Below are 14365 nucleotides of genomic sequence, written 5' to 3'. Positions count from 1 at the left end.
CCCCCTCCCGCAAGCGGGAGGGGAGGACGTGTCGCCGACGGCACTCATCAACTCTTGGAGATGACCGGCTCTTGGAGCCGAACGAGCCGGCTACCAGCCGGATTATCGTGCGAGGGGTGCATGCTCGATATGCGGCAGCACATGGCGCGCGAACAGATCGGCCTCGGCGGCGTGCGGATAGCCCGAGAGGATGAACGCCTCGATCCCCATCTCGCGATAGGCGTTGAGCTTGGCGAGCACCTGGTCGGGATCGCCGACGATCGCGGCACCACAGCCCGAGCGCGCACGCCCGACGCCGGTCCACAGATTGGCCTCGGCATAGCCATCGTCCGACGCACCCTCGCGCAGCGCGGCCTGCGCGGCGACCCCGGCCGAGGTCGAATCGAGCGACTTGGCGCGGATCGCGGCACCTTCGGCAGCATCGAGCTTCGACAGCAGCCGGGTGGCGGCGGTGCGCGCCTCGGCTTCGCTGTCACGCACGATGACGTGTGCGCGGTAGCCGAACTTCAGCGTGCGACCGTGCGCGGCGGCGCGCGCGGTCATGTCGGCGATGATCCCGGCGACGACCTCCTGCTTGTCGGGCCACATCAGGAACACGTCGCAGCCCTTGGCGGCGGCTTCGCGCGCGTCGGGCGAGAGCCCGCCGAAATAGAGCAACGGCGCCTTGCCCGAGACGGTGCCGACGCGCGGCGGATCGATCTTCAATTTCCAGAACTCGCCGTCATGGTCGAGCGGCTGGCCGTTGAGCAGCGTCTTGAGGATCTGCATCGCCTCGACCGTGCGCGCATAGCGTGGGCCCGAACCCAGCGTCTCGCCGGGCATGTCCGACGAGATGATGTTGACGGTCAGCCGCCCACCGAGCAGCCGGTCGATCGTCGCGATCTGGCGCGCGAGCTGCGGCGGCCAGGTCTCGCCGATCCGCACCGCCATCAGCAGCGCCATGCGCTCGAGCATCGGCGCGATCGCCGCGGCGAAGGCAGTCGTGTCGATCCCGAGCTGATAGCCCGAGGGGAGCAAGATATTGTCGAACCCGCCGCTCTCGGCCTGCAGCACGATGTCGCGGCAATGCTCCCAGCTCGACTTGAGCTTGGCATCGGGGACGCCGAGGAACTCGTAATCGTCGTCGCACAGCGCCGAGAACCAGCTGATCTCGCACGGCGGGAGCGCGCTCACGGCAGCTTCTCCCCGCGCGCCGCGACAAGCACGTCGTACCACGTCTGGCGGGTGAACTTCACCTTGTAGACGTCCGCGATCTCGCCGATCCGCGCGACATTCTGCGTGCCGACGATCGGGATCACGCGTGCCGGGTGCGCCATGATCCAGGCATAGGCCGCCGCCGCGCGCGACACGCCCGCCGCGTTCGCCACGACGTCGAGCGCCGCCGCGACCGCGTTTGCGTGGTCATCGCCCGGCGCACCGAGTCGCCCGCCGCCGAGCGGCGACCAGGCGAGCACCGCCACATCGCGTTCCATCGCGAAATCGAGCACGCCGTTGGTGATCGGTTCGAGTTCGAGCGGCGAGAATTCGGGCTGGACGCTCGCCAGCGGGATCGTCAGCAGCGCCGACAGCGCCTGCGTCTGTGCGAGCGTGTAGTTCGACACGCCGACCGCGCGAACCTTGCCGCTCGTCACCATCTCTTCGAGCGTGCGCGCGACTTCGTGCGGATGCGCGAGAATGTCGGGACGGTGGACCTGGTAGAGATCGACCTGCTCGACCTGCAGCCGCTTGAGCGAGGTCTCGAGCGCGCGCATCAGATAGGCGCGGCTCGAATTGTACGGCACTGGCGGGGTGATGCCGCCCTTGGTCGCGAGCACCATCCGGTCGCGCATCCCGGGCGAGGCGGTCAGGATCTGTCCAAGCAACGCTTCGGCATCGCCGAAACCGCCCGATCCGTTGAACCCGTAAATGTCGGCGGTGTCGAACAAGGTGACGCCAGCGGCGAACGCCGCCTCGATCAGCGCCTGTCCCTCGGCCAGAGTGACGCCGGCAAAACGCCACATTCCCCAGGCGATCGGTGCGACCTCTATTCCGCTCTTGCCGAGGGGCCGCAATTCGGGTGTAAGTGTGATTTCAGACATCGTTGTCATATGAGGCGAATCCCGTGGTAGAGCAAGTGCGATATGGGCTGGTCGGCACTGGAATGATGGGTGTCGAGCATATCACCAACCTCGCCATCACCCCCGGCGCGGTGGTGACGGCGCTGGCCGATCCCGCTGCGGGATCGCTCGGATGGGCGAAGGATGCGCTCGGCGATGCGGGGGGCCACGCGACCGCGTTCGACTCGGTCGAGGCGCTCGCCGCCAGCGGACTGTGCGATGCGGTGATCGTCGCCAGCCCTAATTTCACGCACCGCGCCGTGCTCGAGCCGCTGTTCGACGCGGGGCTCCACATCCTGTGCGAGAAGCCGCTCGCGACGACGCTCGACGATTGCCGCTGGATCGTCGATCGCGCGGGCGCAACCGACAAGGTGTTCTGGACCGCGATGGAATATCGCTACATGCCGCCCGCGGCCGAGTTCATCGCCGACATCCATGGCGGCAAGATCGGCAAGCTGCAGATGCTGTCGATCCGCGAGCATCGCTTCCCCTTCCTGGTCAAGGTCGCCGACTGGAACCGCTTCAACCGCAACACCGGCGGGACGATGGTCGAGAAATGCTGCCACTTCTTCGACCTCATGCGGCTGATCACGCAGAGCGAGGCGGTGCGCGTCTATTGCTCGGGCGCGATGGACGTCAATCATCTCGACGAGACGTACGACGGCGAGCGGCCCGACATCATCGACAACAGCTACACGACGGTCGATTTCGCCAATGGCGTGCGCGCGATGCTCGATCTGTCGATGTTTGCCGATGGCGCGGAGAATCAGGAAGAGATCACTGCGGTCGGCAGCGAGGCGCGGCTCGACGTGCTGATCCCCGAGGGCGCGCTGGTCCACAGCCCGCGTGTCGGCTTCCGCAATCCGAAGCAGGCGACGCGCCGCGTCGTCCACACCGACCAAAACGCGCTCGAAGCGGGCAGCCATCACGGATCGACCTTCTACGAGCATCAGCGCTTCAACGCCGCGGTACGCGGCGCGGGTCCGGTCGAGGTCACCGCGCGCGACGGGATGATGGCGGTCGCGATCGGCACCGCCGCCGAGATCAGCGCACGCGAGCACCGCGTCGTCGAAATGGCCGAACTGGGAGTCTGAGCAAGAAGCGGAGCTTTACTGCTGGCAAGCATGATCACGCTGTCAGAACGGCCGTAACGATAATACCCATCGCAAGGATGGGATATCACTGAGGGGATGATTGATGAAAGCACTGCATCTGGCGGGAGTGGCCACGCTCGCGCTGCTCGCCGCGACACCTGCCATGGCGCAAACGGCTCCCGCCGCGACCGGCCAAACCGAGCCGGCAAACCCCGATGAGGCGGCGCCTGGCGATATCGTTGTCACAGCGCAGAAGCGGTCCGAGCGATTGCAGGACGTGCCCGTCGCGGTTTCGGTCGTCTCGGGCGACGCGCTCGCCACGCAGGGCAAGCCGAGCCTCGAAGGCGCGCAATATCTCGTGCCGTCGCTCAACTTCCTCAAATCGGGGACGACGCTCAACCAGTCGCTGTTCCTGCGCGGGGTCGGCACCTCGACCTTCTCGATCGCTGGCGAGCCGTCGATCTCGACCGTCGTCGACGGCGTCGTGTTCGCGCGCGCGGGCGAGGCGTTCGGGGATCTCGTCGATATCGACCAGCTCGAGGTGCTGCGCGGGCCGCAGGGCACGCTGTTCGGCAAGAATGCGAGCGCTGGCGTGATCAACATCATCTCGAAGAAGCCGACCAACACGCTCGGCGGCTATGTCGAGGCGGGCTTCTTCACCGACAGCGAATATCGCGGTCGCGCGGTGCTCAACGTGCCGCTCGGCGAAAGCGTGCGTTCGCGATTGACCGGCTTCTACACCAATTACGACGGCAACATCCGCAACACCGCCAATGGCAAGCTGGTCAACGGCTTCGAACATTATGGCGGCCGGTTGCAGGTCGACGCCGATGCCGGGCCGAACGTGAAGCTCGCCTTCATCGCCGATTATCATCACAACGATGACGATTGCTGCGGCGAGGTGATCGCCACCGGGCCGATCAATGCGACGACCGGTGCGGTCACCACCAACGCTTCGACTGCGGTGCTGCCGACGCCGCGCGGCACCAACACGCGCGAACTGGCGCAGGATCTCGTCACGCGCACGACCGAGACGGGCTACGGCTTCTCGCTCCAGGCCGACATCCAGGCGGGCACGCAGACCGTCACCTCGATCACCGCCTATCGCGACTACAAGAATACCGAGATCCGCGACGGCGACTTCCTGCCCGCGGCCTATATCGGCTTCAACCAGCTCCACGATTTCGGGCCACAGACGGGCAACACCTTCAGCCAGGAATTGCGGCTGACTTCGCCGGGGCACCAGTTCCTGACCTATGTGCTCGGCGCTTATTATTCGCGCGCCGAGAGCGAGCGGATCTTCACGCGCAACGATCAGGTCTGCAATGCGGCGGTCAATCCCGCGCCGACCGCGCTGACGCCGTGCTCGAGCCCACTCGCCGCGCCGTCGACCTTCCCGACCGGGACCGCCGATTTCGGATCGGTGTTCAAGAATTTCGCCTTGTTCGGGCAGGGCACGGTCAATCTCGCCTCGCGTTTCCGCGTGATCGGCGGGCTTCGCTACACGGTCGATCAGCTCGACGTGTTCCACATCCGCCGCACCACGCTCGCCGGCCCTGGCATCAACGGCAATTTCGACGCGGGCGTCTACAACAATGGCCTTGGCGGCGGTGTCTCGAACGGCGTTCCGTTCCGCGGCAAGGCAACCAACGAGAATCTGTCGGGCAAGGCCGGCGTCCAGTTCGACATCTCGCGCGGCTCGACCGCGTATGCCACCTATGCGCGTGGCTATAAGGGCCCGGCGTTCAACGTCTTCTACAATCTGACCGCGACGGGCACCAACACGATCGCGCCCGAGACGTCGGATTCGTACGAGCTCGGTCTCAAGAACAGCTTCTTCGGTGGCAAGCTGACGCTCAACCTCGCAGCCTATTACGCGAAATATCACAATTTCCAGGCGAACAATCCCGATCTGGTCGCGGGCGTGGTGGTCACGCGCTTCACCAACGCCGGCGATGTTTCGACGCGCGGGGTCGAGCTCGACACGACCTTCCGTCCGGTGCGGGATCTCAATCTGACCGGCGGGCTTGCCTATACCGATGCGCATGTCGACGCGTTCAAGGCGCCGCTCGGTGCGGCGGTCGTGCCGGCCGGCACGCCGCTTGGCTTCGCGCCGAAGTGGAAGGGCAATCTCAGCGCCGATTACCGCGTCCGCACCAACGGGTTCGCCGACGTGCTGCTCGGCGCGCAGGGGTCGTATCAGAGCAGCGAACTCGCGCTGTTCTCGGCCGATGCGGTGCAGCGGCGGCTCGGGACGATCGGGGCGTATGGGCTGGTCAATCTGTCGGCGGGGCTCGTCAGCAAGGACGAGCATTACAAGCTGACCTTCCAGGTGCGCAACCTGTTCGACCAGAGTTTCGCCGCGTCGATCATCAACGGCGGGCCGGGCGGGGCGTATCGCTACCAGATCCCGCGCGATGCCGATCGGTACTTTGGCGTGACGGGCCGGGTGACGTTCTGACCTTTCAGATCCTCCCTCGCGCAGCGGGGGAGGGGGACCGCCAGCCTTCTTCAGGCTGGTGGTGGAGGGGGCCGCCACAAGCGTGACGCCCGCGGCACGCCCCCCTCCACCCTTGGCTGAATGCTCAGGGTCCCCCTCCCCCGGTTCCCGGGGGAGCATTTTTTAGTGCACGGCGACCAGCCCGTCGCCGCGCTCGCTCTCGTCCACCGGCACGATCACCGGGATGAGCAAGTGGATCGCCAGCAACGCCGCCAGATACGACCCCGCGCAGATCGCCAGCGCCGGCGCATAGCCCCACCCATGCTCGAGCGCATGGGCCTGGAAAGCGATCATCCCGATCGAGCAGAGATTGCCGCAGAACGCCGCCATCCCGATCCGGCTGCCGACCGCGCGGGCCGGCGTGATGTCGGTCGTCACGCCGAACACGTTGGTCGAAAAGCCCTGGTGCGCGAACAGCACGAGCCCGAGCAGCACCGCCGCGACCCACGGGTTCGACTCCGACTGGACGAACACCACCGGCAGCACGAGCAGCGCATAACCGAGCATCGTCGTTTTGCGCGCGCGGTTGACGCTCCACCCGTGCGCGATCAGCCGCGTCGGCAGATACCCGCCGGTCAGCGCGCCGAGCGCGGCCATCGCGTAGACGAGCGCGATCGGAAGCCCCAGCGTCCCCTGCGGCAGTCCGAACAGCCGGTGGAACAGGTCGGGCAGCCACAGCAGCATGAAGAACCACACTTGATCCGACAGGATCTTGGCGATCGCGATCGCGGCGGTCTCGCGCGAGCGCAGGATGCTGAGCCACGGCACCGGCGCCGGCGCGACGGCATCGAGCGCGACGGGCCTGACGCGGATCGCGAGCCATACGCCGACCCACACCACGCCGAGCCCGCCTGCCAGCAGGAACGCCGCCTGCCAGCCATAGGCGACCGCCAGCACGGGGATGAACAACGGCGTGACGATCGCGCCGACATTGGGCGCGATGTTGCCGATGCCGAGCGCGAGCTGACGATCCTTGTGGTTGAAATAGGTCGCTGCGGTCTTCACTGCCGCTGGCGTGCCCACCGATTCGGCGATGCCGAGCAGGATGCGCGCGGCGAAGAAGGCGGGCACCGTCGTGGCGAAGGCGTGCGCCATCCCCGCAAGGCTCCACACCAGCACGCCGAGCGCGAAGCCGAGCCGCAGTCCGACGCGATCGAGGAACCAGCCGGTGCCGAGAAAGGCGAAGGCGGTCGAGATCTGGAACGCGATGCCGAGCGTCGCGTAATCGCGGTTCGACCAGCGAAACTGTGCCTCGAGCGTCGGCTTCAGGAGGGCGAGAATCTGCCGGTCGACATAATTGAGCATCACCGCGACGAACACCATCGCGACGATGATCCAGCGTGCTGTCCCGCCCCTGATTGTCATTCCGATCCGCTCCCGTCCTTTTCATGCGACAGCGTTGTCAGATCGAGCGCGCTTGCGCTAGACCCAACGCTCCGTCACCCCGGCCTTGTGCCGGGGTCCACCGCGCCGCGAATATTCGCAGGCCCGGTGTGCGGCACGGTGGATGCCGGAACAAGTCCGGCATGACGGATAGGAAGAATGGCGAGCAAATACCCGAAACGTCCGCTCCCGATGGCCGCCGACCTCTATGGCGACCTGTACGGCGACATCGAAACGGCGCCAAAGCATGACTGGCGCAGCTACGTCCCCGGGCTCGTTGTGGTCGCGATGGGGACGCTCGCCGCAGGGTTCCTGTCGGATCATTATGGCGTGCCACTGACATTGATGGCGCTGCTGATCGGTCTCGCGCTCAATTTTCTCAGCGCCGATGCGCGGCTGACGCCTGGGCTGGCCTTCGCGTCGCGCTCGCTGCTGCGCTGGGGGATCGTGCTGGTCGGCGTGCGGATCACCTTTGGGCAGATCGTCGCGCTCGGGCCGGTCGCGTTGCTATGTGTTGTGCTGATCGTCGCGCTGACGATGGGGGCGGGGATCCTCGCGGCGCGGCGCTTCGGCTTCGACACCGCGTTCGGCGTGCTCGCCGGAGGCGCGGTCGCGATCTGCGGGGCGAGTGCTGCGATGGCGCTGGCGACGACGCTCGGCGAGAAGCGCACGACGCAGGCGCAACTGACGCTCGTGCTGGTCGGCATCTCGGCAATGAGCGCGAGCGCGATGATGCTTTATCCGCTCGTCGCGCACGCTTTCCACATGAGCGACCTCAAGGCCGGCTTCCTGCTCGGCGCGGCGATCCACGATGTCGCGCAGGCGCTGGGAGCGGGCTATTCCTATTCGGACGGCGCGGGCGGAATCGCTGCGATCGTGAAGCTGACGCGCGTGGCGCTGCTCGCGCCGGTTCTCGCGGTCGTCGCGATGGCGCTGGCGCGCTGGGGTGGCGGCGGGGAGGCCGCTAAGGGGCCGGGCGTGCCGTGGTTCGTCATCGGCTTCTTCGTGCTCGCCGGGATCAATTCGTTCGGCGTGATCCCGCCGATCGTCGCGGGCGGCGCCGAGAAGATCGCCGCGGCGATGCTGGCGACCGCAGTGACCGCGACCGCGATCCGTTCGCCGCTCGCGCAACTGCTCGAGGCGGGACCCAAGCCGCTGCTGGTGATCCTGATCGCAACGCTGGTGGCGTTCGGCCTGGCGCTGGCGGCGGCGTTGCTGCTGATCGGATAGCGCTGCCTCCCCTCTCTGGAAGGAGGGGGGCGAGGGGTGGGTTGCTCGCAATGGGAACGCCACGCTCGACTACGGGCCGACCCACCCCCAACCCCTCCTTTCCAGGGAGGGGAGACGGCTACGTTCTGACCGGCCCGGTCGATTCGCGCACGATCAGTTCGAACCTCACTTCGCGCTGCTCGATCGGCGCATCGGCGGGGCTGAGCAGCAGGTCGGCCGCCTGATACGCCATCTCGCGCGTCGGCTGGCGGATCGTGGTGAGCGGCGGCCAGACGAAGCCCGCGAGCGCGGTGTCGTCGAACCCCGCGACCGACAGCTGTCCGGGCACCGCCAGCCCGCGCCGATGCGCGGCGGTCAGCGCGCCCGCCGCCATATCGTCGCTCGACGCGAAGATCGCGGTCGGTCGCTCCCGCAGCGCGAGCAGGTCTTCCGCCGCCCGCGCGCCCGAAGCGAAGTCATAGCTGCCCTCGCGGACCAAAACCGGGTCGAGCGGCACGCCCTCCTGCCCGAGCGCACGCGCATAGCCGCGCATCCGCTGCCCGCTCGTCGCATAGCTCGGATGCCCGGCGATGAACCCGATCCGGCGATGGCCGAGGTCGAGCAGATGCGTCGTCATGACGCGCGCCGCCTCCTTGTTATCGATGAAGGTCGAGCTTGCGAGTTCGACGCCACTCCCCGGCGAAACCCGCACGAAGCGCACGCCGCGCCGCGCGAGCAGATCGAGTACCTGTGGATGGTCTGAGATGGGCGGGGTGAGGATCAACCCGTCGACATGCGTCGCATCGACCAGATTCTCGATATCGTCGAGCAGCGTGTCGGCGTTGCGGTCATAGGGTTGTGCGATCATCCGCACACCGTCCTGTGCGCAGCGATCGCGGATGCCCGACTGCATCTCGTAGACGTAATACGGGCTGGGATTGTCGCAGATCAGCGCGATCTGGAAGCTGCGCTTGCCCGCGAGCGAGCGCGCCGCGGTGCTCGGGCGGAAGTTGAGTTCGGCGACCGCGGCCTCGACCTTGGCGCGCGTTTCCACGCCGACATAGCGCTCCTTGTTGAGGACGCGCGAGACGGTTTTGATCGAGACCCCCGATACTCGCGATACGTCCTTGATCGTCACGCGCAAATGCCGGCTCCCCATTGCCCCGCTGCGGGTGTGCCGCAGCAGGGGCGGGTCGGCAATACGCCGCGCGCGGGTCACGCCGCCGATTGCGTCGCCGATCGCGTCGCCGATCATGCCATTGTGTTGCGCCCGCGCTGGATCGTCGCGGTGTGGCCGATGCTCGCCGCGGTGGAGGCGGCCTTGATCGTGTCGAGCATGATCCAATCGTTGCTCGCGCTGCTCGGCGTCAGCGTCATCGCCATATAGCCGCGGCGCGAGGTGTCGCACCATTTGAGCTCGGGATTTGCACGCACCAGCGTCGCCGCGATCACCTTGGGGTCGGTTCGCGTCGCGGCCTCATAGCCCGGCGAGCTGACCGCGTGGCCGGCGAATTCGACCCCGGCGGGCTTGCCATCCTGGCCAAGGTCATAGGCCCAGGCATTGTGGCTGTCGCCCGACAGCACGATCAAATTCGCACCGAGCGCCTGCGCGCCTTTGAGGAAACGCGCGCGCGCGGCGGGATAGCCGCCCCAATTGTCGTAATTGAAGGGCAGGCCGGCCTTGGCGGCGGCAACGCCGGCGAGGATGTAATTCTTCGCGCGGGCCGGCGCATCCGGGGCGACCCAGCCGAGCGCGTCCGGCGGCATCACCGTCTCGCCCATGATCGTGCCGAAGCCGACCACCTGCCAGCGCTGCCCCTGGCGGACCGATTGCGCCATCGCGTGGGTGAGCCAGCTTTCCTGCTGGCTGCCCATCATCGTCACTGCCGGATCCATCCACGCGCCGTCGCGGAAGCGCTTGAGCGCCGCCATCGGATCGGCGGCGGCGAACAGCGGCGCGACATCGGGCTGCTTGGTCCGCGCGAGCAGCCGCGTCTCGGTGCGAAACAGCGTCGCGAGCGTGCCGATGTCATACGCTTTCCACGGTTCGTCCGAGACGGGCATCCATTCGCGATACGCCTGGATCGAGGCGGCGCGGCGCGCATTCCAGTCGCCTTCGTCGGCCTGGTGGTTCTCGGCGCCGCCCTCCCAGCTGTCATTGGCCGATTCGTGATCGTCCCACTGTACGATCATCGGCACCTTCTGGTGGAGCGCCTGCAAGGCCGGGTCGCTGCGATACGAGGCATAGCGGATGCGATAGTCGGCGAGGTGGAGCAGTTCGGTCGCGGGCAAGGGCACGCGGCCGGAGACCTGATCCTTGAGCGCGGGATAGTCGCCGGTGCGATATTCGTAGAAATAGTCGCCGAGATGGATCGCGAGGTCGAGATCGCCGCGCGCCGCGGCATGGGCATAAGCGTTGAAATAGCCATAGGGCAGGTTCGAGCACGAGAAGGTGGCGGTGCGGAAGCGCTCGACCGGGCCGACCGGGAGCGTGCGCGTCGTGCCGACGGGCGAGATGCTGCCGTCGGGCGCGACGAAGCGATAGTGATAACGCGTTCCGGGCTTGAGGCCATCGACGGTGATCTTGGCGGTGAAATCGCGCCACACGCCCGTGATCTGCGATCCACCCGCCGCGACGCGCGCGAAATCGGGGGTTTCGGACAGCTCGACGCGTAGTTCGGCGGTATCGCCGCTGGCGGGGACGTAGCGGGTCCACAGCAGCATCGAATCGCCGCCCGGCTCGCCGCTCGCGACCGAATGGGTGAAGCCGCGCGCCGACGCGACCGACGGCGTCTGCGCGAAACCGGGGACCGCGAAGGCGCCTAGCCCCAGCGAACCGGTCAGCAGGAAGGAGCGACGGTCGATCGTGGTCATGGCGCGGGTCTCCGGTGGACGGCGATGTCCTGCCACCGGGATATGGCGCGTTCGTGACAGGGGCGATCCCGCGGCGTATGGCGCGCGGATGGGGGCCTCCAGCACTGGATCGATACGAACGCCGCGGCGCGCGCTGGCCGCCGCGCTGCTCGTGTTCGTCACGATCGCGCTGCTCCATCCGATCGACCATGACGAAAGCCAATATGTCGCGGCGACCTTGCTCAGCGCGCATGGCGAGCTGCCGTATCGCGACTATGCCTATCTCCAGACGCCGCTACAGCCCTTGCTGTTCGCACCGATCGCCTGGGTCGCGGGGTGGCACGCCTGGCTCGCCTTGCGGCTGGTCAATGCGGCAATCGGCATGTGTATCCTGGGGGCGGTCTGGCGTGCGGCGCGCGAGGCGGGGGCGGGGCCGACCGCGGCGCTCGGCGGCGCGGCGTTGCTCGGCGCGAGCGACATCCTGCTGTTCAGCATCGCGACCGCGCGCAACGATGCGCTTCCCGCCGCTTTGCTGAGCGCCGCGCTGATCCCGATCGTGCGCGCGCGGCGCGGCGCGGCCACCCCGGCGAGCGCGATCTGCGCCGGGCTGTTGCTCGCGGGCGCGGCGGCGGCGAAGCTGTCCTACGCGCTGCCGGCGGCGGCCTATGGCGGCTATGCGCTGCTCGACCGGCGGCATCGACCGTTTTCGCTGCTGCTCGGCGCGATGCCGGTGGTCGGGCTCGTGTTGTGGAGCTGGGCGATGGCGCCCGCAGCGTTCGTGTTCGAGACGATCGCTTTTCCGGCGATCGCGCCCGCCGAATTCTACGCCGATCGACCGTGGAAATTGTCGCTCGTCGCCAAGGCGATCGACTTGCTCAAATTCCTCGCGCTCGGGCCCGCTCTGTTTGCGCTGATCGTGGTCGCGCGACGGCTGCGGCGGCCGGGGGTGCTCGAGCTGCTGCTTATGGCCGGGCTGGTCGCCGCCGCGCTGCCGACGCCGACCTGGCGGCAATATCTGTTCCCGGCGCTGCCGCCGCTGTTCGTCCTGCTTGCGCTCGCCTGGGAGCGCAAGCCGCCGGTTCGCTGGGTTCGATGGCTCGGCATGGCGACGATCGGCATGGGGCTGGCGCCGACGCTGGTCACTGTGGCGCAGTCGCGCGGCGCGACTTCGCTGATCGCGGCGTTGAGCGACGGCGGCGCGATCCGCACCGCGCTCGAGCGCTCCGGGGTGCGCGGCTCGGTCGCGACGCTGTCGCCACAGTTCCTCGGCGCGACCCGGGCGGTCCCCGACCGCCGCTTCGCCACCGGGCCCTTCTATTTCCGCAGCCATGCCCTGCTGCTCGACGAGCGCGAAGCCGGCTTCCGGCTGGTGTCGGCCGACCGCCTCGACGCGCTCGACCGCGCGCCGCCGGCGGCGGTGCTGGTCGGCGGCGAGGGCGGCTGGAGCAGTGGCGATGCTGCGCTCGATGCGCGGCTCGAGCGATGGGCGCAGCTGCGGCGGTATCGCCGCTTCCCGCTCGATAGCGCGCGGTTCCGGCTGTACGTCCGGTAGCGTCGCGCCCTTGTTTTGCCCGAATGTCGCCTTAGCGTCGGGCGGGTGACGGATCCCGCTATCTCTCCGATCCGCTCTCCCGCCGCGCGCATGCCGCGCTGGCTCGTCCTGTTGGCGGTCGCCTTGCTCGTCCGGGCGCTGACCTTCGGCAACCCGATCCTGCACGTCGACGAGGAATTCTATTTCGCGACCGCGCAGGCGATCGCGCGCGGGGCAATTCCCTATATCGACGTGTGGGACCGCAAGCCGGTCGGGCTGTTCCTGCTCTATCTCCCCGCGGGTGCCCTGGGGCTGCCGCTCGGCATCTGGGCGTATCAGGCGATGGCGCTGGCGAGCGTCACCGCGACCGCGACGCTGATCGCGCGGCTCGCGGACCGCGCCGGTTGGGCGAGGGGCGCGCTGCCGGCGGCGATCGCCTATCTGCTGTGGCTGAATCTGCTCGAGGGCGAGGGGGGGCAGACACCGGTCTTCTACAATCTGCTGATGGTCGCCGCGGCCGGCCTGCTCGCGCCGCGACCCGACGACGCGACACAGGCTACGCGCCGTCTGCTTTACGGGTGTCGCGCGTTCGCGCTCGTCGGGCTCGCGCTGCAGATTAAATATACCGTGCTGTTCGAAGGGCTGTTCTTCGGTCTTGCCTGGATGTGGCGCGAAGCGCGGCTTGGCCGTGCGTGGTGGCGTGTCGCGCTCAGCGCAATCCCCCTTGCAGCGCTCGCTGCGCTCCCGACACTGGCGGTCTGGAACTGGTTCTGGGCGCATGGCTATGGTGATGCGTTCCTGTACGCCAATTTCGAATCGATCGGTGCGCGCGGCGGCGATCCGATGGCACGCGAGCTCGGCAATCTTGCGCTGATGGCGCTCGTCGTGTCGCCGCTCGCAGCGATGGCGATCCTCGGCGTACGCGGGCCGGCGTGGAACGGCACGCCCGTGCTACGGCGCTGGTTGCTCGGCTGGGCGATCGTCGCCACGCTCGGCGTGTTGGTGTTCCGCGGCTATTTCGACCATTATGCGCTGCCGCTGCTGGTGCCGTTCTGCATCGCTGCGGCGGGGTTCTTCGCCGACCATCGCCGGGCGAAGCAGATTCGCGGACCGTTACTGGTCTCGGTCTTGCTCGCGTCGCAAGTCGTGCTGCTGGTCAAACGGCACGAGCGCGGCACGCCCGCCGAATTCGCTGCGGTCACGCACGCGATCGGCAACGGGCCGGGTTGTCTCTACGTCTTCTCGGGCTCGCCGATGCTGTACCCTGCGGCGGAGCGCTGCGCGGTGACGCGCTACCGCTTCCCACGCCATATCGGGCAGGCACGCGAGCGCGGCGCGATCGGCGCCGACCAGCAGGGCGAGCTCGAGCGGATCATGGCGCTGCGTCCGGCGATCGTCGTTCTCGGCCGGACCTATAGCGGCGAACGTGCGGACCTGCGCGCCCTGTTCGAGCGCTTCGTCGCCATGCACTATCGCCCGCGCGCCGACCTGCCACTCGGGACGGGCCGGATCGCGGTCTACGCGCGGCGCTGAAGCGGAAGCCCACGCTTGGCGTCGACCAGACCCTGATAATACGCCATCAGGTCGATCGCATGGTCGCGGTCGCTGCGGACCTTGGTGGCCGCGACCAGCGCCGCGCGGCGCAGCACGCGCTGGTCGCGCGCGAACAGCCGGTGGATCGCCATCGCCGCGCTCTGCG

10 protein-coding genes and 1 pseudogene are annotated in these 14365 nt (G+C 67.9%); 5 read left to right on the top strand and 6 right to left on the bottom strand.

Features of this window, described 5'->3' with window-relative positions; translation table 11 throughout:
* Positions 1-102 precede the first annotated feature (102 nt).
* A complete protein-coding gene (locus tag RH90_RS04200; protein WP_010184077.1) occupies positions 103-1173 on the bottom strand; it encodes an LLM class flavin-dependent oxidoreductase in 1071 nt (356 codons plus the stop codon).
* Positions 1170-2078 (bottom strand): aldo/keto reductase, encoded by a 909-nt coding sequence (locus RH90_RS04195; RefSeq protein WP_081476982.1) that lies wholly within the window; start codon positions 2076-2078, stop codon positions 1170-1172. The genes RH90_RS04200 and RH90_RS04195 overlap by 4 nt, the downstream gene beginning before the upstream one ends.
* A 35-nt stretch (positions 2079-2113) precedes the next feature.
* Between RH90_RS04195 and RH90_RS04190 the strand changes: the two genes are divergently transcribed.
* Positions 2114-3190 carry a Gfo/Idh/MocA family protein gene (locus tag RH90_RS04190; RefSeq protein WP_029625025.1) on the top strand — a complete coding sequence of 359 codons (1077 nt, stop codon included), beginning with the start codon at positions 2114-2116 and terminating at the stop codon, positions 3188-3190.
* 103 nt (positions 3191-3293) lie between these two features.
* Complete coding sequence (locus RH90_RS04185; RefSeq protein WP_010184073.1) at positions 3294-5651, top strand: TonB-dependent receptor; 2358 nt, start codon at positions 3294-3296, stop codon at positions 5649-5651.
* A gap of 162 nt (positions 5652-5813) precedes the next feature.
* On the opposite strand, the gene RH90_RS04180 is transcribed toward RH90_RS04185, so the two are convergent.
* Positions 5814-7055, bottom strand: a complete 1242-nt coding sequence (locus tag RH90_RS04180) for an MFS transporter (RefSeq protein ID WP_010184072.1) — start codon at positions 7053-7055, stop codon at positions 5814-5816.
* A 210-nt stretch (positions 7056-7265) separates the two neighbouring features.
* Here RH90_RS04180 and RH90_RS04175 point away from each other — a divergent pair, with 210 nt between their 5' ends.
* Positions 7266-8303 (top strand): YeiH family protein, encoded by a 1038-nt coding sequence (locus RH90_RS04175; RefSeq protein ID WP_029625023.1) that lies wholly within the window; start codon positions 7266-7268, stop codon positions 8301-8303.
* Positions 8304-8421: 118 nt separating this feature from the next.
* Here RH90_RS04175 and RH90_RS04170 read toward each other — a convergent pair whose 3' ends face one another.
* Together RH90_RS04170 and RH90_RS04165 are read right to left on the bottom strand one after the other, a co-directional pair.
* The gene (locus RH90_RS04170) at positions 8422-9537 is read right to left on the bottom strand and encodes a LacI family DNA-binding transcriptional regulator (RefSeq protein ID WP_010184070.1); all 1116 of its coding nucleotides are present in this window, start codon (positions 9535-9537) and stop codon (positions 8422-8424) included.
* Positions 9534-11156, bottom strand: a complete 1623-nt coding sequence (locus tag RH90_RS04165) for an alkaline phosphatase D family protein (protein ID WP_010184069.1) — start codon at positions 11154-11156, stop codon at positions 9534-9536. Before RH90_RS04165 ends, RH90_RS04170 begins: the two co-directional genes overlap by 4 nt.
* 88 nt (positions 11157-11244) lie before the next feature.
* On the opposite strand from RH90_RS04165, the gene RH90_RS04160 reads away from it, so the two are divergent.
* Together RH90_RS04160 and RH90_RS04155 are read left to right on the top strand one after the other, a co-directional pair.
* Positions 11245-12687, top strand: coding sequence for a hypothetical protein (locus RH90_RS04160; protein WP_010184068.1), 1443 nt, complete (start codon positions 11245-11247; stop codon positions 12685-12687).
* A gap of 45 nt (positions 12688-12732) precedes the next feature.
* Positions 12733-14199: a hypothetical protein gene (locus tag RH90_RS04155; RefSeq protein ID WP_051124618.1), complete on the top strand. Its 1467-nt coding sequence runs from the start codon at positions 12733-12735 to the stop codon at positions 14197-14199.
* On the opposite strand, the pseudogene RH90_RS04150 reads toward RH90_RS04155, so the two are convergent.
* Positions 14184-14365 (bottom strand): annotated as a pseudogene (locus RH90_RS04150) (glycosyltransferase family 1 protein); the annotation flags it as partial. The gene RH90_RS04155 and the pseudogene RH90_RS04150 sit on opposite strands and share 16 nt — an antisense overlap.

This window comes from Sphingomonas sp. PAMC 26605, assembly GCF_000241485.1.
In the GTDB taxonomy this organism is placed as follows: domain Bacteria; phylum Pseudomonadota; class Alphaproteobacteria; order Sphingomonadales; family Sphingomonadaceae; genus Sphingomonas.
The sequence above is the reverse complement of the archived record's forward strand: the minus strand, read 5'-3'. Positions and strand labels throughout refer to the sequence as shown.